The 19,073-nt window shown below is 40.8% G+C and carries 17 protein-coding genes and 1 pseudogene; 5 read left to right on the forward strand and 13 right to left on the reverse strand.

Going from position 1 to position 19,073, the window contains the following annotated elements; translation table 11 throughout:
- Nucleotides 1–292 precede the first annotated feature (292 nt).
- Nucleotides 293–898, reverse strand: coding sequence for a DUF3318 domain-containing protein (locus V7K56_RS34835; protein ID WP_334918365.1), 606 nt, complete (start codon nucleotides 896–898; stop codon nucleotides 293–295).
- A 372-nt stretch (nucleotides 899–1,270) separates the two neighbouring features.
- Between V7K56_RS34835 and V7K56_RS34840 the strand changes: the two genes are divergently transcribed.
- Nucleotides 1,271–1,531, forward strand: a complete 261-nt coding sequence (locus tag V7K56_RS34840) for a hypothetical protein (RefSeq protein ID WP_334918367.1) — start codon at nucleotides 1,271–1,273, stop codon at nucleotides 1,529–1,531.
- A gap of 82 nt (nucleotides 1,532–1,613) precedes the next feature.
- Here the strand turns inward: V7K56_RS34840 and V7K56_RS34845 are convergent, their stop codons facing one another.
- From V7K56_RS34845 to V7K56_RS34865, 5 genes are all read right to left on the reverse strand, one after another.
- Nucleotides 1,614–3,287 carry an iron uptake porin gene (locus V7K56_RS34845; RefSeq protein WP_334918404.1) on the reverse strand — a complete coding sequence of 558 codons (1,674 nt, stop codon included), beginning with the start codon at nucleotides 3,285–3,287 and terminating at the stop codon, nucleotides 1,614–1,616.
- A gap of 127 nt (nucleotides 3,288–3,414) precedes the next feature.
- Complete coding sequence (locus V7K56_RS34850; RefSeq protein ID WP_334918369.1) at nucleotides 3,415–4,047, reverse strand: Crp/Fnr family transcriptional regulator; 633 nt, start codon at nucleotides 4,045–4,047, stop codon at nucleotides 3,415–3,417.
- A gap of 428 nt (nucleotides 4,048–4,475) precedes the next feature.
- Nucleotides 4,476–5,144, reverse strand: coding sequence for a phosphate signaling complex protein PhoU (phoU, locus tag V7K56_RS34855; protein WP_334918371.1), 669 nt, complete (start codon nucleotides 5,142–5,144; stop codon nucleotides 4,476–4,478).
- 28 nt (nucleotides 5,145–5,172) lie between these two features.
- Nucleotides 5,173–6,492: a sensor histidine kinase gene (locus tag V7K56_RS34860; protein WP_334918373.1), complete on the reverse strand. Its 1,320-nt coding sequence runs from the start codon at nucleotides 6,490–6,492 to the stop codon at nucleotides 5,173–5,175.
- A 53-nt stretch (nucleotides 6,493–6,545) separates the two neighbouring features.
- Nucleotides 6,546–7,298, reverse strand: coding sequence for a response regulator transcription factor (locus tag V7K56_RS34865; protein ID WP_334918375.1), 753 nt, complete (start codon nucleotides 7,296–7,298; stop codon nucleotides 6,546–6,548).
- Nucleotides 7,299–7,809: 511 nt separating this feature from the next.
- On the opposite strand from V7K56_RS34865, the gene V7K56_RS34870 reads away from it, so the two are divergent.
- Both V7K56_RS34870 and V7K56_RS34875 read left to right on the forward strand, forming a co-directional pair.
- Entirely contained in the window at nucleotides 7,810–8,793 is a 984-nt protein-coding gene (locus tag V7K56_RS34870) for a hypothetical protein (RefSeq protein ID WP_334918377.1), read from the forward strand.
- A 53-nt stretch (nucleotides 8,794–8,846) separates the two neighbouring features.
- Nucleotides 8,847–9,926 carry a hypothetical protein gene (locus V7K56_RS34875; protein WP_334918379.1) on the forward strand — a complete coding sequence of 360 codons (1,080 nt, stop codon included), beginning with the start codon at nucleotides 8,847–8,849 and terminating at the stop codon, nucleotides 9,924–9,926.
- 462 nt (nucleotides 9,927–10,388) lie between these two features.
- On the opposite strand, the gene V7K56_RS34880 is transcribed toward V7K56_RS34875, so the two are convergent.
- The 6 genes and pseudogenes from V7K56_RS34880 to acpP form a co-directional block, all read right to left on the reverse strand.
- The gene (locus V7K56_RS34880) at nucleotides 10,389–11,108 is read right to left on the reverse strand and encodes a leucine-rich repeat domain-containing protein (RefSeq protein ID WP_334918381.1); all 720 of its coding nucleotides are present in this window, start codon (nucleotides 11,106–11,108) and stop codon (nucleotides 10,389–10,391) included.
- A 60-nt stretch (nucleotides 11,109–11,168) separates the two neighbouring features.
- Nucleotides 11,169–11,579: pseudogene (locus tag V7K56_RS34885) on the reverse strand (type II toxin-antitoxin system VapC family toxin).
- Nucleotides 11,580–11,584: 5 nt separating this feature from the next.
- The gene (locus V7K56_RS34890) at nucleotides 11,585–11,878 is read right to left on the reverse strand and encodes a hypothetical protein (protein ID WP_334918383.1); all 294 of its coding nucleotides are present in this window, start codon (nucleotides 11,876–11,878) and stop codon (nucleotides 11,585–11,587) included.
- A 524-nt stretch (nucleotides 11,879–12,402) separates the two neighbouring features.
- Complete coding sequence (tkt, locus tag V7K56_RS34895) at nucleotides 12,403–14,430, reverse strand: transketolase (protein ID WP_334918385.1); 2,028 nt, start codon at nucleotides 14,428–14,430, stop codon at nucleotides 12,403–12,405.
- Nucleotides 14,431–14,730: 300 nt separating this feature from the next.
- Nucleotides 14,731–15,981, reverse strand: a complete 1,251-nt coding sequence (fabF, locus tag V7K56_RS34900; protein WP_334918387.1) for a beta-ketoacyl-ACP synthase II — start codon at nucleotides 15,979–15,981, stop codon at nucleotides 14,731–14,733.
- Between the two features lie 316 nt (nucleotides 15,982–16,297).
- On the reverse strand, nucleotides 16,298–16,552 hold the full coding sequence (acpP, locus tag V7K56_RS34905; RefSeq protein WP_334918389.1) for an acyl carrier protein: 255 nt from the start codon (nucleotides 16,550–16,552) through the stop codon (nucleotides 16,298–16,300).
- Nucleotides 16,553–16,970: 418 nt separating this feature from the next.
- Between acpP and V7K56_RS34910 the strand changes: the two genes are divergently transcribed.
- A complete protein-coding gene (locus V7K56_RS34910; RefSeq protein WP_334918391.1) occupies nucleotides 16,971–17,876 on the forward strand; it encodes a CoB--CoM heterodisulfide reductase iron-sulfur subunit B family protein in 906 nt (301 codons plus the stop codon).
- 249 nt (nucleotides 17,877–18,125) lie between these two features.
- On the opposite strand, the gene V7K56_RS34915 is transcribed toward V7K56_RS34910, so the two are convergent.
- Nucleotides 18,126–18,419 (reverse strand): DUF928 domain-containing protein, encoded by a 294-nt coding sequence (locus tag V7K56_RS34915; protein WP_334918394.1) that lies wholly within the window; start codon nucleotides 18,417–18,419, stop codon nucleotides 18,126–18,128.
- A 371-nt stretch (nucleotides 18,420–18,790) separates the two neighbouring features.
- Between V7K56_RS34915 and V7K56_RS34920 the strand changes: the two genes are divergently transcribed.
- Nucleotides 18,791–19,073, forward strand: a 283-nt coding sequence (locus V7K56_RS34920) for a hypothetical protein (protein WP_442940373.1), incomplete at its 3' end; no start/stop codon positions are given.

Below are 19,073 nucleotides of genomic sequence, written 5' to 3' on the forward strand. Positions count from 1 at the left end.
AAGTTAAACACACATTTCTTATTCCAGTGTAGAGTAGTCTCATGGATTGCAGCCAGTTTGAGCCTCATGGATTGCATTTTCTTGCTTAAACACTAGAAGTCTTAGTCTAAATGCACAAAGGCACAGTTGTTACTGAAAACTTGCTGGAGTTATAAAAAGTGAGAAATTAAGCTTAGACAAGACCAAAACTTCATCTAAAAATTTAGAGGTTTGTGATTGATCGCTCCCAAAAACTCATATAAAGACCTTTGACTTTAAATATTGCTACAAATGGGCAGCAGAGACATTTATTCTACTTATCATAACTTTCTGGCATACCTACTGGTGATAAACCTGCGATCGCTCGTAAGTTTTGGCAACGAATCAACTCAGTAAAATTCAAACTGGAACGCCCTTCAATTTTAACTACCGCTTCAATTGCAGATAATAGGTGCTGTGCTGCTTCAACTTCTGAATAACCGCGCCGTTGTGCTATCTTAATTGCAGCTGCATCGGCATTTAACTCTGACTCTTGAGATTTATTAGTTCGCCAGATCCTCCAAGCAGCGATCCCACTTAATCCCCCAGCTACAGCAACGCCGACTACATCTGACTGTGCTGCTTCAAAAAATCCGCCTAACAGCCCAGCTAACACCACGCCTTGATCAGTGGCGGGTTTAAACCACTTCACCCCCGTCAACCAGCTAACCATTTGCAACAGCAGCAAGTCTCGTTGCGGCTTTGGCAAGCGACGCCACAAATCAAAATTAATATATATAGGTCGCGCTTGGTTCCAGGGTTGGGGAAAGGAAGCATCAATCACTTTTGCTTGCTCTGGCTTACTGACGATTTTTGTTGTCATCCGACCCGAAGCAGGCATCACATCTAACAGACGGCGAATTTCAACATTTGGCTCCATAAATTTAATTATTAGCCATAATGTGCATGGTAACTAGTACCGCAAGGTGGAAGTCAAAAGTCAAAAGTATTATGGAATAAGCTCTGTAGGGATTTTAAATTGTTGCTCGTCTTGCAAAGTTCTGATCGGCGGGAACCGCCGCTCAGACTTTGCGCTATTTACGCCGTAGCGTACTAAGTGTGTAAAAAATAAAGTTTTCATGTTAACCTTTGATTTATGAGATGCTCTGGCAGTCTTGAATAAATTCAGATCGAGCCATAAAAATATTGATCGAGCAGTTTGATAGTGTGGCGGAGTTTTATAGTATTCATTTGCCGCCAAATTCAAAACCTCAAAGTTTTGGCTTGCCATTAAGACTATATTTGTAACTACATGGACGCTTTTGCTCCCCTCCCACCTGAATGGACGAATAAGGCAATACATGCATATAATTTTTGCTGTCCTAACTGCCACTCAAGTAGCCTAGAAGCTGAAAAAGTTTGGCTAAATCGGCGATCGCCTGTACTTACAGAAGACCGTCGTCGCAAATGGCAAGAATTCTACTACTGTCACTGTGGTTCTGTGTGGTGGGCTTGGAGTAGCGATCGCCCGCCAAAAGATATATCCAATCAGCCGGATTACAATCCTACATAGCTAATTTTCTTTCTAAACAAAACCCCACCTTGAAGTGGGGTTTTGTTTATCTAATTCTGAGCTTTATATTTCATCACCAATTTTAGAAGGTGAAGGTAGTACGTAAAGTACCTACGTATTCAGTGTCGTTAGCGTCGTTGTGCTCTGGATTGAAAATTACCAACAAGCCAGGTGTTACCTGAATATTATCGGAAACCTTGTACTTGTAAAGACCCTCTAAGTGATAAGAAGTACTGTCGTCGAAGGTAGTATTGCCAGCAACATTTTTGATACTACCACCAGTAACTCTGGGTGGTTGACCAAAGATCACACCTAAAACGTTGCCTTCGCCACCAAAGTCTTTCAAAGCAAGCGATCCAGCCCAGTACCAAACATCTGCGTCTGTACCGGCATTAGCACCAGTCAGAGCATCAGCAGTTGTATAACCTCCCCAACCACTAAGAGCCAAGGTAGAGCCTAGTTGTAGGGTAGCTTCTATACCGTAGTTATTGGATTCAGTGCGAGTACCAGCCCCAAAGGGATTATTGGCAAAAGCGCTACCTGTTCCTTGGAAGAGAGTGTTAGCTGCATTGCCAGCGAAGTAACTACGGGCGTAGGTGAGACCAATATTGAAGGCTTTGCTGGGTTTGAAAGTTAATTGACCAAAGATGGTGTTATCACCATCGAACAACCCATTATTAAGACCGGGATTATTAGCACCAAAGATATTACCAGCACCACTTGAAGGTGCTAAATAAGCACCAGTCAAACTGATAGCTTTGTTAGGATTTAAAGTAACAGTCAAAGCAGCAGAATTTTGACCTTGACGGTAAATCGGGCTAAAACGTCCATAGCGAGAGAGCGCACCTCTAGCAGAGCTTGTAAAGTCAGGGTTGAAGGTGTTTACGTTTTCGTATAATTCACCACCACTAGCATCAACTTTGACACGCACCGCGTCAGTAAAGTTGAAAGCATAGTTGATTTTATCAACTACAATCGAGTTGCCGTTATCTCCATCAAAAGCCAAGCGGGTCATGTTAGTACCAGTACCACTACCGGTTGCAGCACTACCAACATTAGAAATGGTATTGTTAGCATTCAAACGAATTTGCAACTGGTCTTTACCAGTAAAACTGCTCAACAAGTTCAAACGAACGCGATCGCTAAAAGTGGTGTTATAATTCAAGTCTTGAGTAGGAGCACCACCAGGAACTGCTCTAGTGTCACCAAAAACATCAGATACGGCGAAAATTGCTTCTCCAACCAACTTGGTGGTAGTGGAGAACTGGTTAGCTTCCAACTCAGAAGTGCGGGCTTCTAGTCCATCAACACGACCGCGCAGAGTTGCTAATTCAGCAGCATATTCTTCTTGTAAGCGCTGTAAAGTAGCTAAATCTTGTTTGCTGACCAAATCGGCAGTAGCTGTAGCAATCAGTTCGTTAACCCGGTCTAAACAGGCATTCAAACCTGCGGCAAATTCATAACGGGTTAAAGCACGATTCCCACGATAAGTACTGTTAGGATAACCTGCAATACAACCGTAGCGCTCAACTAGAGATTGTAAAGCTTGGAATGCCCAATCTGTAGGCTGCACATCTGAAAACTGAGAAACTGATGTTACCTGACTCATTTCGTTAGACTCTTGAGTTTCAGATAACTGGTCAACATTTGTTATCTGTTCGTTGACTTCAGCAGCTAAGGCACTATTAGCAACGAAAAATGTAGCTGCTAATACAATTGGACTAACCTTAAAAAGATTCCAGAATCGTTTTTTCATGTTTTTAATTTCACTCACACCTACAATAATCCAGCCATGAGAAAATGCTTTAAGCACTTCTGTTTTGTGGATTTCACACATAATCACAGCAACGATTATACCTTTATCCTGTGATTATTACAAGTAATTAGTTAACATACTGCTGACTATAGTTTTTAATTAATTTATTTGGTAAGCGCAAAATAATGCGGCGTTTGTGACGTAAAACTGTTCCTTCTTCTTCTAACTGCTGTAAGAGTCGAGTAACTGTCACTCGCGTAGTATTTAACACTTCAGCAATATCTTGATGGGTAACATTTAAATCAATTAACTTGCCCTTATCTACGTCACGTCCAAATTTTTCACTTAACCATACTAAAAACTGCCATAAGCGTAGCGAAATTGGTTTTCGATGCACAATGCTTAGTAGATCCTCTGCTTGTTGAATATGAGACAACAAAGCATTAATATCCTGATGCCACAAATGAGGTGGCACAATGCTTACTTCTACACCCGTGAGACATTCAATCTGGTAGGGCTTGACTCTGGATAAAGGATAGCCAATCAGATCCCCTAGTCCCCAATAACCGAGAGTGATGAATGTTCCATTTTCACTCCACGTCAGGGTACGAACTGCACCGTATTCAATACGCCAAAGCACGTCATTTTGAGGTGGAATTACTTCTCGACGGGTAAATATCTGCTGGGGTAATTGTCTGCTGAAAGCAGAGCTATTTGACACAACAGAAGAATTTGAAGCAGAACTTGGGGAATACATCATTAATCGTAACTACATAATTATCAGTGAATCTCGCTATTTAAATGATTAAGAAACTCTAATAATTTGTATTAAAAACTACCTGTTTGTTTGAAAGTCTATTCTTTTCAATCGCAGCTAGAGACTAACTCAAAATATTCTGATAACAATAATTTTTGCTTATAGTATCTATTAGTGAGATATATCCAAACTTTTTATTTGTTTATCCGTTACTTTAATTGTGTAAGTTTAAGAATAGGTAAGCTTTTAGTAAAATATTTAGTTAACTTATTTTTAATTATTTAGTATTTTTTGAAGACTAAAAGTATGTAGGCGCAAATAATCTATGAAGATAGTAGGGTAGAATGGCGCTTACGAAATCGCTACATTTAGATCCCCGACTTCTTGCAGACACCCGGAGCGTAGAAGTCGGGGAACTGGGCGGATGTTAATTAGGAGCGTTGACCAGTGACAATATATGCTACCCTTTGACCGATATTCGTAGCATGATCTGCCATGCGTTCTAGACAACGAATTGCCAGTGCCAGTAGTATAATTGGCTCGACGACACCAGGCACATCCTGTTGTTGGGCTAAAGTCTGATAAACGCGATCGTAGGCATCGTCTACAGTATCATCCAGATGCTTTAAACGGCGTCCACCAGCTTCATCAAAATCTCCCAAAGCCTTTAAGCTAGTTGCTAACATCGCCTGCGCGTGAAGGGACATAGCTTCAATGTCTGGCAAAGACGTATGAGGCGCGTAAGGAAAAATTTTAATCGCAATCTCAGCTAAATCCTCAGCATAATCGCCAATGCGCTCTAAGTCTCGCACCAGCTGCATAAAGGCACTCAAGCAGCGCAAATCTGGAGCCGTAGGCGCTTGTAGCGTCATAATCGCCGTACAGTCTGATTCAATTTGTCTATAAAAGCGATCAATCTTTTTATCTAATCGGGGGAGTTCCTCAGCGGCTGTTAAGTTACGAGCAAATAACGCTTGGTGGCTGAGGCGAAATGATTGTTCTACCAAAGCACCCATGCGTAATACATCCCGTTCTAAGCGCCTAATGGCGCGCGCGAGTTGTGGTCTTTGCGGATTAGGAGTATAATCGGCAGCTTTCACACTTGTTGTCTCAAAGGTGAAGATATTACTAACTATAGTCTTGGCTTACGGAGTTTGCCATAATTTCCGGAAATTGGAGTTGCATCCATGCACCGCCAGTTTCTGGATGGTTCATCGCTTTGATTGAACCACCGTGGGCGATTAGAATTTGCTCAACGATCGCTAATCCTAATCCATTACCAACGATCGCTCCTATAGAGTTACTATCTTGGGGGGAATGAGTTCGCGCTTTATCTCCTCGATAAAATCGCTCAAAAACGTGGGGTAAATCTGCCTCAGAAAAGCCAACTCCAGAATCAATAAGACTTAGTTCCAAGATTGGGGAAGCAGGATCATTATCCTTTGTTGATAAGATTTTCGCTTCAACGTAAATGCTTGTACCAGGAGGACTGTACTTAATGCTATTGTCTAGCAAATTCAGAAAAACCTGGTAAATCCGGGCTTTATCTGCCTTAATCCAAAGATTTTCTGGGCCAGAATAAGAAAAAGACAGATGTTGACGCTGTGCTAAGGGTTCTAGTGTTTCCCAAACAGATATAATCAGCGATCGCAATTCTACAGCTTTGGCTTGCAATTGCATATTTGGGTTTGCTTCCATTTGGGTAAGTTCTAACCAGCTTTGCACCAAGTTAATCAGCCGGTCAACTTCTTGCATGAGGCGGTTAACCCAGCGATTTAAAGGCGGTTCTAAGCGGTTTTGTAAAGTTTCTACAACTAAGCGAATCGAAGTTAGCGGCGTTCTGAGTTCGTGTGCTAGATCGGAAAAAGAGCGATCGCGTGCTTGATTTATATCTAATAGGGGTTGACGATTTTCTAAAAAGACTCCCACTTGTCCATTAGCTAAAGGCAAGCTAGAAGCCCGCAAAGCTAGAGACTTGATTGTTGCCATCTCTGCTGCATTATCACAAGATGGATGAAATATCCATTCTCCCGTTTGTGGTTTTTGCAAATCACGAGTTTGCTCAATTAAATGGTCGAGTTCATAAGACCTGACTAACTCCAATAACAAGCGTACCTGTTCTGGTTGCCACCTTTGCAGATACAAAATTTCCTGTGCCTGTCGATTACACCACAGCAGTTGATTTTCCTCATCCACCTGTAAATATCCCACTGGTGCAAAATCTAGCAGGTCTTGGTAAGTTTGCAATGACTGCTGCAAATCTTGTTGCTGCTGTTTCACCATTGCTATTTCCTGCCGCAACCCAGGAATCAGCAGCAGTCCCATCTTGTAAGAATGCGAGGTTAACGGTCGGAGTAAGCGCCCCAGGTAGCGGTTAAGCTGAACCTGTTGCCAAACCCAAAACCCAATGCCTACCGCTAAACCCAGAAAAAATCCCAATAAAAGCATTTGAGTTGTTAGTTTCTTGGTGACTACTAAAAACTAACAACTATCCCAACTAATTATCCAAACCTATAGCCAAAACCTCGTACAGTCACAATATATTCGGGATGACTGGGGTCTTGCTCTAATTTTTCGCGCAACCACCGAATGTGAACGTCTACAGTTTTACTATCGCCGACAAAATCCGGCCCCCAAACCTGATCGAGCAATTGTTCCCGTGACCATACCCGGCGAGCGTAACTCATAAACAGTTCCAGCAAACGGAACTCTTTGGGGGAAAGACTGACTTCTTGACCGCGAACCAGCACACGACATTCTTGAGGATTCAAGGAGACATCCTTAAATTTTAATACAGGTATTTGTGGTAAATTACTTAGACGTTGGCGGCGGAGTAAAGCGCGACAACGAGCAACTAACTCGCGCATACTAAAGGGTTTGGTCAGGTAGTCATCTGCACCCACCTCTAGCCCCAAAACACGGTCAGTTTCACTACCCTTAGCACTGAGCATTAAAATAGGTACTGGGTTGCCTTGATGACGCAGCAAACGGCAAATATCTAGCCCATTGATTTGCGGCAGCATCAAATCAAGAATGACCAGATCAAAAGGAAGTTCCCCTGAATTGGTTTCAAAACTTTTGAGATACTCCATAGCAGACCGCCCATCGCGAGCTGTTATCACCCCATAACCTTCTTCTTCCAGAGCTACAGCTAGCATTTCCTGGATTAATTCTTCATCTTCTACTACTAGAATACGGCTGGTTTGTCCAATGTCCGTTCTGGCAGAGTATTTGGTTGATTCACTGGTATACATTGATATCACAAAAGTCTAGGACTGTGCTTGTATCAATTAGGATGATTAAGTCTATTATCTCGCCTTACTGTAACTGCGCTTCTACTAGGGTTAATTCTTTTAGATTTTATTTACAAAAAGTAACATATACCACAGCAGTCTCCTAAATCATAAATCACTGTGGCTGCAAGCTTCTAATAGTTTTTTATTAAAGACTTTGAATTTCTGATTCTGTCTCTACAAGATCCAAAGACATTATTGCATAAAGGATTATCTTGACAAAGAAGATTAGTTTAGGTATATTTATCATAGTACAAAAGTACCATTAAAACTCAAAGGGAAAACTATACCTAAAAAACAGAAGGACATATATGTGGAAAATTCCTACCCACTAAGTGTTAGATGTGGATCATTTCGGTATTTCCACTGCGTTAAAAATGTTGATTTAAAGGCTACTCTGATGTCTGCATAGGGTAGTCATTGGTATGGCTTGCTACCCAATAATTCATTGCTTATTGAAGGGAGTTGAAAGATGACTACAGTTGGAGTCAAAGACAGCAAACAACAACTAATGCAAGCATTTCAACAAATTATTATCCAAAGAAAAAAACTTGAATCTAAAATAGCAACCAAACAAGAGGAAGCAGAAAAGGCAAAAAGTCAAGAAATTCTGCAAGCAGCTTCTGCATATACAGTTAATAGTATTGTCAAAGGTTTAGCTGATTTACAATTGGAGTTTGGCAGTATTATCAACGGATTATCTGAAAAACTAGCTCAGGAAAATTCTAAGTTAGATGAATTGAACCGAGCTATAGAAATTGAAACTCAACGTCTACAAGAACTGCAACAAATTAGAGTTGTAGCGGATACTCTAGACATTTTAAGTCAAGAACATCAAGAAAAATTAAAAATTCTTGAGCAAGATACTATTAGCAAAAGGGAAGCACTAGAGAAAGAAATTACAATTAGGCGGAAAGAATGGCAAAAAGAGCAAGCAGAGTATGAAGAAAAACTCAAAGTATACAATGATTTATTAGCCAAAGATCGCCAGCAAGAACAAGAAGAATTTCAGTATAAGTTAGAAACTACTCGTAAACTCAATACAGACAGCTACGAAGGGGTAAAGCGCCAACAACAAAGGGAAATACAAGAAAATTCTCAAAAGAAAGAGAAAGATTGGGTAGAACGAGAAAAGATATTCGCTGAACGCCAACCACTCTTTGCAGATTATGAACAAAAAGTAACTACATTTCCTAGCGAACTTGAAGAAGCTGTTAAGAAGGCTAGAGAAGAAGCAATTAAAGAAACAAGCCAAAAAGCTAAAGTTGAGGCTGATTTATTTGAAAGAGAATGGGAATCGAATAAACAGAGTTATGAACAAAAAATTCAATCTCTGGAAGAAACAATTAAGAAACAGTCTGAGCAAATAGAAGGCATTTCTGCTCAATTGCAAACTGCGTTAAAACAAGCACAAGACTTAGCTATGAGGGCTTTTGGTAGTTCTAACCCTAAATAATTGTGAATTCGTAGCATCTTAATCATTTTGAATTCTTGAAAAAGAGGTTTGTTGTGGTGGGTAAAAAACCGACTGATAAGAATACTAAAGTAGAAATTCTTCAGGCGTATGAGGAGTTGGCAAAAGAAAAAGCAGCACTGAAATCAGAACTCGATAAAGTTGCCAAAGAAAACCAGTCTGGAACTAAAGAACAGCCTAAATTAGAACAAAAAATAGCTATGAATCAGCTTTCTAGTGTCCAACAAAAGATGAGCAATACAATTGAAAGCTTGGCAAAGATTCAATTAGGTTTTGGCAGTGCTGCTAATGATTTATCGGAACAGCTAACCACAAAAGCCTCTAATTTGGAAGAAATTAGGCAAATTTTAGAAGAAGAAATCCAACAATTAACACAGTTGCATAATTTAGAAATTTCTGATGATATTTTGGATACTCTTATCCAAACCTATGAAGATAATACTAAAGCTTATCAGGAAGAATATAGCCGACGTTCTGAAGTGTTATTCCAAGAAATACTAGAGCAAAGAAATACTTGGGGAAAAGAACAAGAGGAACAACAACGAACGATAAAAGAACGGAATGAAAACTTGAATAAAACTCGGCAACGCGATGCAACAGAGTATAAGTATAATTTAGAACTCCAGCGGCAACTGCAAAATGATGAATACGAACAAGAGCAGAAAGCGCTATATAAGCAACTGGAAGAATTACTCCAAGAAACAGAAAAACAGTGGGCTGAACGGGAGAAAGCAATTTCTGAGAGAGAGAAACAATTTGAAGAGTTAAAAGCCAAGGTAGAGGCTTTTTCGAAAGATAAAGAAGCAGCTATCAAAAAAGCTACAGAAGAAGGCAAAGGTATCGCCCACTACCAAGCTAAAGTAAAATCAGATTTATATTCTAAGGAAGTGGAAGGGCAAAAGCGTTTCTATGAACAAAGACTGCAATCTTTAGAACAAACTATTACTAACCAAGAGACACGAATTCAAAATCTTTCTAAACAACTTGAATCCGCTCTCAAACAAGTTCAAGATTTGGCAGTGAAAGCTATTGAAGGTACTTCAAATGTTAATTCATATCAGGCAATCAAAGAAATAGCTTTAGAACAGGCAAAGACTCAAGCAAAAAATAAATAAGCTGATTTATTTTTGATGAAAATTGCAGAGACTTAATTGAATTTAAGTCTCTACAAGTAACTTTAATGCTTTTTATTCGGTTTTCTTTGGTTTTTTGAGGTCTGGGGGAGGTTGTACTTTCTTCTTGTTTGTTAGGCTAGCCTGCGTTTGCTTCAATCCTTTGTTGGAATTTTGTTCTTGACTAGACATAATACTAAGTTTTGATATTTACTACAATATTCTTTAGGTTACGGGTATTGTTGATTACATAAGTATATCACAGAGAATTTAAGTTTAACCAAAAAAGTTAGTAAATAATGTTACCCCTGTAGGAACCTTTACTTTTAACGAGATGAATACAAAGGTCATAGGAATTATCCATAATAAAGATATTTTAATAATCGGCTTACACGTAGTGGATAGTTTAGTACATAGAATAAGCGATAAATCGCTTACTACGAGCTATACAATGTATCGGCGATTCTATTCCAATAGTTTTAGGATATGTTTTGGGATATAATTCCAATTCCACTTGGGATTATTCTCTATGTTGATATCCTCCAGTAATTTCAAATCGCAAATGCTATCTGGTAAAGACTCTAACATATTGTCACGAGCATCTATATATCGAAGATTTTGTAAATTGCCAATGCTTTCTGGTAAATCTCTTAAAATATTTCCTCTAATATTTAAGAATTCAAGACTTTTTAATTCACCAATACATTCTGGCAAAGACGTAAAGTCACCATATTCAAGAGAAAGATATTTTAAGTTTTTAAAATTCCCGATTGCATCAGGCAATTGATGTAATTGACTATTCATGCAAATTTCTAAATATTCCAGCTTATCAAGATTACCAATTGTATCAGGTAATGATTGAATTGCTGTTTCTTTAATTGTAAAATGTGTCAAAGCTTTAAGCTGTCCAATACTATCAGGAAGTTTATTTATAGAAAGACCTCTTATACAACCTCGTATTTTTAGGTTCTTAAGATTTGTCAGATTTCCTATGGTGTTAGGTATTTTTTTGAGCCAATAACAATCACAAATATCTAGTTCCTCTAAACTTGTGAAATTGCCAATACTATCAGGTAAATATTCCACATCGTAGCAATCGTAAATCTGAAGTTTTATTTTATTAGGTTGATAAGTAATAAATTTTTCAAGTTCTTCTAGAGTGTATGCAGTATCAAAATAAGTCATATAGTTCAGTAAATAATCATTAATAGTTAGCTTAAAATCTATTTGCCAAAGCTCTTATTTCTAAGAATCTGTTGATAGCCAATTATCCAAGCTTAGTCCTTCAACTCGCAGCAAGTCAGAGTCATTAGAAACCAGAGTTAATCTGCGTGCGATCACTGTAGCCGCTATCAATATATCTTGCTCTTGGATAGTAAACCCTCTGCGTTGTAAGTCCACATATATTTCACATGCTAGTTCAATAATCTCTAAATCATCTACTAATATAATTTTATATACTTGACAAAATTTATTAAACTCAACTAACTGTCTAGTTGCATTGATAGCTAAAAGACCTCGTTTGACTTCATAGTAAGTTATGCAACTAATAAACACATCTTATTTCAGACGCCGGACTTCCCGAAACTTCTGATCTACAATTGCATTTCTCTTCAAAATATAACTAAGAATATTTGTATCTAATAAATAAGTCACTTAGTCTATTTTCGCTTTACTGTTTCATCGTACATTTTGATTTGCTCCAGTGTTAAATCATTTAACGTACCTGAAACTGCCTCGAAAATTAAAATACTATCTATTCTATCTATCAAATCATCATCTTTAATTTTCCTCATTTCTTCTCGTGAAAATTGCCCAAATAGTTCAACTAACATTTGGCTCATTTCCAGTTGATTTAACTTTATTTCATATAAACTATTACCTTTAAATAAATTTTCCACAATTGGCAATATTCGATTGATAAGTTCTTGATGATAGCTAGAAACTTCTTGCATAACTTGCTTCCAATATTTAACTAATTATCTTCAATTATAATAAATCAATACAGTTCAGAGGATGTTTGAAAAGTCCTCAAGCGTGTGTTTCATATCATGTCCGCCTAATTAGTTATAATTCCCGCATCTGTGCAAAATACCTGAAAACTCTTTCTCCCCTGCTCCCTTGCAGTCTTAATGATAAGTCTTTCACCGGACACGATATCACTACCCTGGCTACCAAGAAACTGCTATGAGAGAATCGGAATTTTGGGATTTGAGATTGCGACCTGAGTCATACTTGAGGCTCAAGCCAACCCTTTTCAAACAACCTTTCACTTAAAGTTAAAACTCTTTACCAAAATCAATTTTTTTGACGTAGACGCAAAGCGGCTTACCGCAGGCTACCGCAAAGGACGCAAAGAGAAGAAAAAATGCTTAACCAAGCGTATTGAATTATAAACAATGTCACTCAGCCCCCTTTACATAAAAAAAGGCGGGCTTTTCAGCCCACCCCACACAATTTTGAGAATATTCTGTTGCTATTAACCCAACAATTGTTTAGCCTTAGCTAACACATTATCAACGCTAAAGCCAAACTTCTCTAAACAAACACCGCCTGGAGCCGAAGCACCAAAGCGATCAATACTAACAGCATCGCCTTCAGTACCTATATACTTATGCCAACCGAAACTGCCACCTGCTTCTACAGACAAACGCTTGGTGACAGCTTTCGGCAGAACGGACTCTTTATAAGCCGCATCCTGTGCTTCAAACAGTTCCCATGAAGGTAGAGAGACAACACGAACTTTCTTGCCTTCAGCCTTAAGTTTTTCGGCTGCGCCGACGGCGAGACTCAGTTCTGAACCAGTTCCAATCAGGATGATATCAGGTGTACCTTCGCTATCTACCACAGTGTATCCACCCTTCGCCACGCCTTCAACCGATGTACCTGCCAAGTTGGGGACGTTTTGACGGGTGAATGCCAACAGAGACGGAGCATTTTGCTTCGCTTTCTCGATCGCTATTTTATAAGCACCAGAGGTTTCGTTACCGTCTGCGGGACGAAACACGGTTAAATTAGGAATAGCTCGCAAGGAAGCCAGAGTTTCAATGGGTTGGTGCGTGGGACCATCTTCACCTTGTCCAATGGAATCGTGGGTCATTACCCAAATCACGCCAGCTTGGGAAAGGGCGGATAAGCGGATGGCAGCACGCATATAGTCTGTGAAGATTAAGAAGGTAGCACCGTAGGGAATTAATCCCGAACTGTGTAGCGCTATCCCATTACAGATTGCGCCCATACCATGTTCCCGTACCCCAAAGTGGATGTTGGGATTTTCGTAGTGCCCTTTTTGGAAGTCCTCCTTGCCTTTGATTTCAGTCAAGTTGGAGTGAGTTAAGTCAGCCGAACCACCAATCAATTCAGGTAAAACTGTCGCCAGTTTGTTGAGGCAAGTTTCTGAGTGTTTGCGGGTAGGCTGTCCTTTGTCTTCGGGGGTGTAGGTGGGTAGTACCTTGTCCCAACCATCCGGTAATTTGCCGCTTAGGTAACGTTCAAATTCAGCCGCTTCTTGAGCATACTTAGCTTTGTAGTCGGCAAAGGTTTTGTTCCAGTCATCTTCGTAACCTGCGCCGCGCTCAACTGCTTTGCGTGTATGGTTGAGGGCCTCTTCTGGAACTACGAAAGGCTCGTATTCCCAACCCAAATTTTTCCGAGTCAATGCCACTTCATCTCCACCCAAAGCTGCACCGTGAACACCAGCTGTATTTGCCTTGTTAGGAGAACCATAACCAATGGTGGTTGTAACTTTAATGAAAGAAGGCTTATCGGTGACAGCTTTGGCTGCTTCAATTGCTTGAGCAATTCCTTCTAAATCAGTGTTGCCGTCCTCAACGTGTTGGACGTGCCAACCGTAAGCTTCAAAGCGCTTGGAAACATCTTCGGTGAATGCTATATCTGTGGAACCGTCGATGGAAATGTGGTTGTCGTCGTACAGAGCGATGAGTTTGCTTAATCCCAAGTGTCCTGCATAAGAACAAGCTTCACCGGAAATTCCTTCCATGTTGCAACCGTCACCTAAAATTACGTAGGTGTAATGGTCAACAATCTTGCTATCGGGTTTGTTAAATTTAGCAGCAAGGTGCGCTTCGGCGATCGCTAAACCGACTCCATTGGCAATTCCTTGACCCAAGGGGCCAGTGGTGACTTCCACACCTGGGGTCATGAAGTTTTCGGGGTGTCCAGGGGTTTTGGATTCCCATTGCCGGAATTGCTTGATATCTTCAATGCTTACACTGTCGTAGCCTGTCAAGTAAAGCAGGGCGTACTGCAACATCGAGCCATGACCAGCAGATAAGACAAAGCGATCGCGATTAAACCATTTGGGATTCTTGGGATTAAACTTCATATAGCGATCCCAGAGTACAAAAGCCATCGGAGCCGCGCCCATCGGCAGTCCTGGGTGTCCCGATTTTGCCTTTTCTACGGCATCAACGGCCAAGAAGCGGATCGAGTTAATACAAAGTTCTTCGAGGGAAAGTTCTTTGGCGGATTGGGTTGCAACAGTCATAATCTCTTGTTTTTAACGACGGGTTAGCACTCTTGGTAGCTTCTCTTGCTGGGGTTATTTTAGATTCCCCACAGTATCCTCATCATCCCACTCCCACTTGTCGATGGACAAGCGGGATCTCCTGAGTTTCTGGTGATAAATCAAGCTGATAATTGGGTCATGCTGAACGCTTACTTTATATCGGAATGATATTTCTGATACTTTGAGCATGGGGCAAGGGGGAGAAATCAATTCAAAATTCAAAATTCAAAATTCAAAATTCAAAATTAAAGAACTCTGCCTCCTGCCTCCTGACTTCTTTTAAACGTATTTCTTAAAGGCCAGTGTGACATTATGACCGCCAAACCCAAAGGAATTGGATATTGCCACCTCGACTTTTTGAGCGCGGCTAGAGTTAGGTACGTAATCTAAGTCACACTCTGGATCGGGATTTTTCAGATTGATTGTCGGTGGGATTTGGTCATTAGCGATCACTAGTACTGTTGCCACTGCTTCAATACCTCCAGAACCGCCCAATAAATGACCTGTCATCGATTTGGTGGAGCTAATTGCTATCTTATAGGCATATTCTCCCAAGGCTTTTTTGATTGCTGAGGTTTCAGTTGAATCATTAGCTGGGGTACTAGTGCCGTGGGCGTTAATATAGCTAATTTGTTCGGGAGTTATACTGGCATCTTTGAGAGCCAGTTCAATTGCTCTAGCGGCTCCGAGTCCACCAGGTACGGGGGAGGTGATATGGTAAGCATCACAGGTCATGCCATAACCGATCATTTCCGCATAAATGTGAGCGCCGCGACTGATGGCGTGTTGCAGTTCTTCTAAAATTAAAATTCCTGAACCTTCACCCAAAACAAATCCGTTGCGATCGCGGTCAAAAGGACGGCAAGCATGAGTTGGGTCATCATTGCTAAAAGAGAGTGCTTTGCAGGCGGCAAACCCAGCTACCGACAATGGTGTGACAGCTGACTCCGTTCCCCCGCAAATCATCGCCTGGGCATATCCTCCTTGAATTAAGCGAAAAGCATCTCCAATGGCGTTAGAGCCAGCGGCACAGGCTGTTACAGGACAGGAGTTTGGCCCTTTAGCACCTGTGTGAATTGCCGTTAATCCTGCGGCCATATTGGCGATCATCATCGGAATCATGAAGGGACTACAGCGATCGGGGCCACGGTTGAGGTAGATAGTTTGCTGGTCTTCTAATACCTTAATCCCACCAACGCCAGAACCGATCATCACACCTACCTGTTCTGCATTCAGGTCATTGATCTCTAACTTTGCGTTAGCTAGAGCCTGTTTTGCTGCCGCAATCCCAAATTGGGAAAATCGATCCATACGCTTGGCCTCTTTACGCTCCAAGTAATCATGCGGATCGAAGTTTTTCACCTCACCAGCAATCCGGCAATCATGGCGAGACGCATCAAATAATGTGATGTAGTCAATGCCATTGCGTCCACTCAATAATCCATTCCAATATTCTGTTGCTGTGTTACCTATAGGTGTAATCGCGCCAACACCAGTTACAACAACGCGTTTACGTGTATAATCTGTCATGATTCAGTTAAAAATGGCGAAAAAACGAAAAGTCGAGCCAGTGCGTTGGGCGGGTTTCCCGACTTGAAGCAACTGGCGTAGGAGCGCCGGCTTCCGGCGATCTGAACTTTTCAAGAAGCTAGCAGGCAAAAAATTTGAGGTTAGCGGCTAGGTACTGGTGAGCCAGCGCGATCTTAAAGGTTTCCTTTACGAGCGACTGGCATCGGATTTGCTGACTTTAAGTGATTGTCGTTAACGTCAGCATTGGTGACATTAGCAGCGTCAGGCGAAGAGTAGCTAGATATTAGAGAAAAATCTCTCCAATCCCAATACTCAGTTAAGCTGAGGCGGTAACTTTGTTATCGATGTAATCTACTGCATCTTGAACCGTTAAAATCTGCTCGGCAGCTTCGTCGGGAATTTCGATATCAAATTCTTCTTCCAAGGCCATCACCAGTTCAACGGTATCCAAGGAATCTGCTCCTAAATCGTCCATAAACTTGGACTGGGGTGTGATTTTGGTAGCATCTTCGACACTCAATTGTTCGGCGACGATTTTTTTGACCTTATCAAAAAGTTCCGTTTGGCTCATAAATAAAAAAGTCCTTAACCAGTTGCTAGGTTCTGCTCTTTACGGGAAACATTGTTTTGAGCATATACATCTTATCGTCAAGCGCGATCGCCCGCATACTTCCAAGGGTTTTTCTGCTAGAAAACCTCTGCCATTTTTTAAATAAATCGGGTAAGTTTTCTCTTAACACTTGAGCAGTGAGCGTACTACGCCATCGCCGATCCCGTGTAAATGCTTTGGTTTTCCAATTATTGCTAAAACTTTTTACAATGTCTCGATCGGTATTTACAGCCTTGCTAGCAATAAGAATGTGTCGATGCTGCGACCTTTAAGTTTCTAGGTTAAAGGGTCGCTAAACGTCAAACATCAAAATGGTGCTAACAAGGAATGATAAAACAGTTATTGTTTAGAGCGATCGCTCTAACCCAAACATACTTCTATGCTACCTCAGACACTCAAATACGCTTACTTCCCTGGTTGTGTTGCTCAAGGGGCCTGTCGGGAACTTTACCAATCAACTCAAGCGCTTACCCAAGTACTGGGCATTGAACTAGTTGAACTTAAAAAAGCTGCTTGTTGTGGCTCAGGCACATTTAAAGAAGATTCGCAACTGCTAGAAGATACAGTTAACGCCAGAAATATTTCTTTAGCAGAAGAATTAAATCTACCCTTACTTACCCATTGCAGCACTTGTCAAGGTGTTATCGGTCATGTCAACGAACACCTGAAAGAATGTAAGACTTCTAACCCTGCCTACATTGAACAGGTTAATGGCTTGCTAAATAAAGAAGGCTGTTCGCCTTATCGCGGCAGTAGTGATGTAAAACATCTTCTTTACGCCTTAGTAACAGATTACGGTTTAGAGGAAATTACTAAACGTGTCACCCGGAAGTTAACTGGATTAAAATGTGCGGCTTTTTATGGCTGTTATCTCCTCCGCGCTCAAAAATCTATGCCTGATGACGACCCCTTCCAACCGGAAGCGATGGAAAATATGTTTCGGGCGGTGGGTGCAACACCAATTTATTACCGAGGGCGGACACAATGTTGTGGTTGGCCCCTTGCTAGTTATGCTACTACCCAATCTTTCAAGATGGCGGGGATGCATATTCAGGATGCCATAGCATCTGGTGCTGACTGTATAGTTACGCCTTGTCCTCTGTGCCACTTAAATTTAGATTCGCGTCAGCCAGAGGTAGAAAAGGTGATTGAACAGAAGCTAGGTTTACCAGTGTTACATTTACCTCAATTGATTGCTTTGGCACTTGGGGTTAGTCCAAAAGAACTGGGTTTAGAACGCCACGTTGTTTCCACAAAGCCAGTGTTGAAAAAATTAGGATTTTAGTTTTAGGACAAGCCCTTTCAATGTAATTGGTATAATCTCTTTTTTTCTCTCTGCGCCCTCCGCGTCTCTGCGGTTTAAAAGTCTTTTATTTAACCACAGAGGCACAGAGAACACAGAGTTAAGAGGTTAAAGAGAGTTTATTGAGCAAAATTTTACCCACCTTGAAAGGCCTAGTTCTAAGTTTATGGAGTACAAAAAGTTTAAGTCCCTTGTCCGGTTCATTGATTGGACTTTGGACAGTAATAATAGCTATTGGCAGCAGTCTACTATCGGTTCTGAAGCAATGTTATTTAAACCAACAGCTTGTAACATGGCAGCCCAATCAGTATGTTTTGGATCTAAGCGGCGAAGTTCGGTGGAAGCAGTCAGAGAATCGTACCAAATACCATTAGTGGCATAAAGGGCAACGCGCTGCTTTGGTGTTGCTGTCTCTAACTGACTTTTCAGAATGGCGTTTTGTTCGACCCTTTTAACCCAGATTCCGCACCCGGAACTGTCACAAAAGAAATGGCAAGGGATTTTGGGATTAGTTTTTGGATTCAAAACCAAAACTGGAGGGATGGAAAGTTAAAATTCAAGTTAGCCCTCTTCTGTCAGTCTCCGAAAACATTTGCCATTTCTGAATTCTAGAGCTTTTGTATAGCAAGCGATCGCGCGATTCTTTTCTAATAACAAATCCCAGACCAATTTTTTTCTAATAGTATAGCTTGTATTGATTGCCTCATCAGGCTTCTAGAGATCGCCCTCCGGGAAAGTGACAGAAGAGGGTTAGGGACTTCCAAAAAATAAAATATACATCTAATAAGAATGATAATCATTACGATGGGAGGGAGAGGCTGCCAACGGCAGCCTCTCCCTCCCCAAATTGTAGTAAATTCGATGATGATTCGATTTTTGGGTGTGCATAGGTGTCAATACAACTAACGGATTCATTAAAAAAGTTGTTGAAGGGAACTGCCGAGCAATTAAAAGGAGCTAACAAACGTAAATTTATAGCACAAACAGTTGTGGCATTAGGACACGGAGGACGGTCGTTAGCAGAGCAAGAGTTAGGATGGAACCGTGTAACTATAACTTATGAGCTAGGAGTTAGGCTGACTAAAGAAGCTATGTTAACTCTTGAGAAGCAAATCAAGCGTTTGACTGATTCCAACTATGAATCCTTCCCAGATTTAGGGAAATGGTTTATTGATATTT

Source organism: Nostoc sp. (genome assembly GCF_036917535.1).
In the GTDB taxonomy this organism is placed as follows: domain Bacteria; phylum Cyanobacteriota; class Cyanobacteriia; order Cyanobacteriales; family Nostocaceae; genus Nostoc.

What these genes read in the sequence shown, in the direction of transcription:
- V7K56_RS34910 (WP_334918391.1), top strand. Translation starts at nt 16,971, where the DNA reads ATGCTACCTCAGACACTCAAATACGCTTACTTCCCTGGTTGTGTTGCT.
- V7K56_RS34880 (WP_334918381.1), bottom strand. Translation starts at nt 11,108, where the DNA reads ATGACTTATTTTGATACTGCATACACTCTAGAAGAACTTGAAAAATTT.
- V7K56_RS34840 (WP_334918367.1), top strand. Translation starts at nt 1,271, where the DNA reads ATGGACGCTTTTGCTCCCCTCCCACCTGAATGGACGAATAAGGCAATA.
- fabF (WP_334918387.1), bottom strand. Translation starts at nt 15,981, where the DNA reads ATGACAGATTATACACGTAAACGCGTTGTTGTAACTGGTGTTGGCGCG.
- V7K56_RS34835 (WP_334918365.1), bottom strand. Translation starts at nt 898, where the DNA reads ATGGAGCCAAATGTTGAAATTCGCCGTCTGTTAGATGTGATGCCTGCT.
- V7K56_RS34890 (WP_334918383.1), bottom strand. Translation starts at nt 11,878, where the DNA reads ATGCAAGAAGTTTCTAGCTATCATCAAGAACTTATCAATCGAATATTG.
- V7K56_RS34860 (WP_334918373.1), bottom strand. Translation starts at nt 6,492, where the DNA reads ATGCTTTTATTGGGATTTTTTCTGGGTTTAGCGGTAGGCATTGGGTTT.
- V7K56_RS34865 (WP_334918375.1), bottom strand. Translation starts at nt 7,298, where the DNA reads ATGTATACCAGTGAATCAACCAAATACTCTGCCAGAACGGACATTGGA.
- V7K56_RS34870 (WP_334918377.1), top strand. Translation starts at nt 7,810, where the DNA reads ATGACTACAGTTGGAGTCAAAGACAGCAAACAACAACTAATGCAAGCA.
- V7K56_RS34845 (WP_334918404.1), bottom strand. Translation starts at nt 3,287, where the DNA reads ATGAAAAAACGATTCTGGAATCTTTTTAAGGTTAGTCCAATTGTATTA.
- tkt (WP_334918385.1), bottom strand. Translation starts at nt 14,430, where the DNA reads ATGACTGTTGCAACCCAATCCGCCAAAGAACTTTCCCTCGAAGAACTT.
- acpP (WP_334918389.1), bottom strand. Translation starts at nt 16,552, where the DNA reads ATGAGCCAAACGGAACTTTTTGATAAGGTCAAAAAAATCGTCGCCGAA.
- V7K56_RS34850 (WP_334918369.1), bottom strand. Translation starts at nt 4,047, where the DNA reads ATGATGTATTCCCCAAGTTCTGCTTCAAATTCTTCTGTTGTGTCAAAT.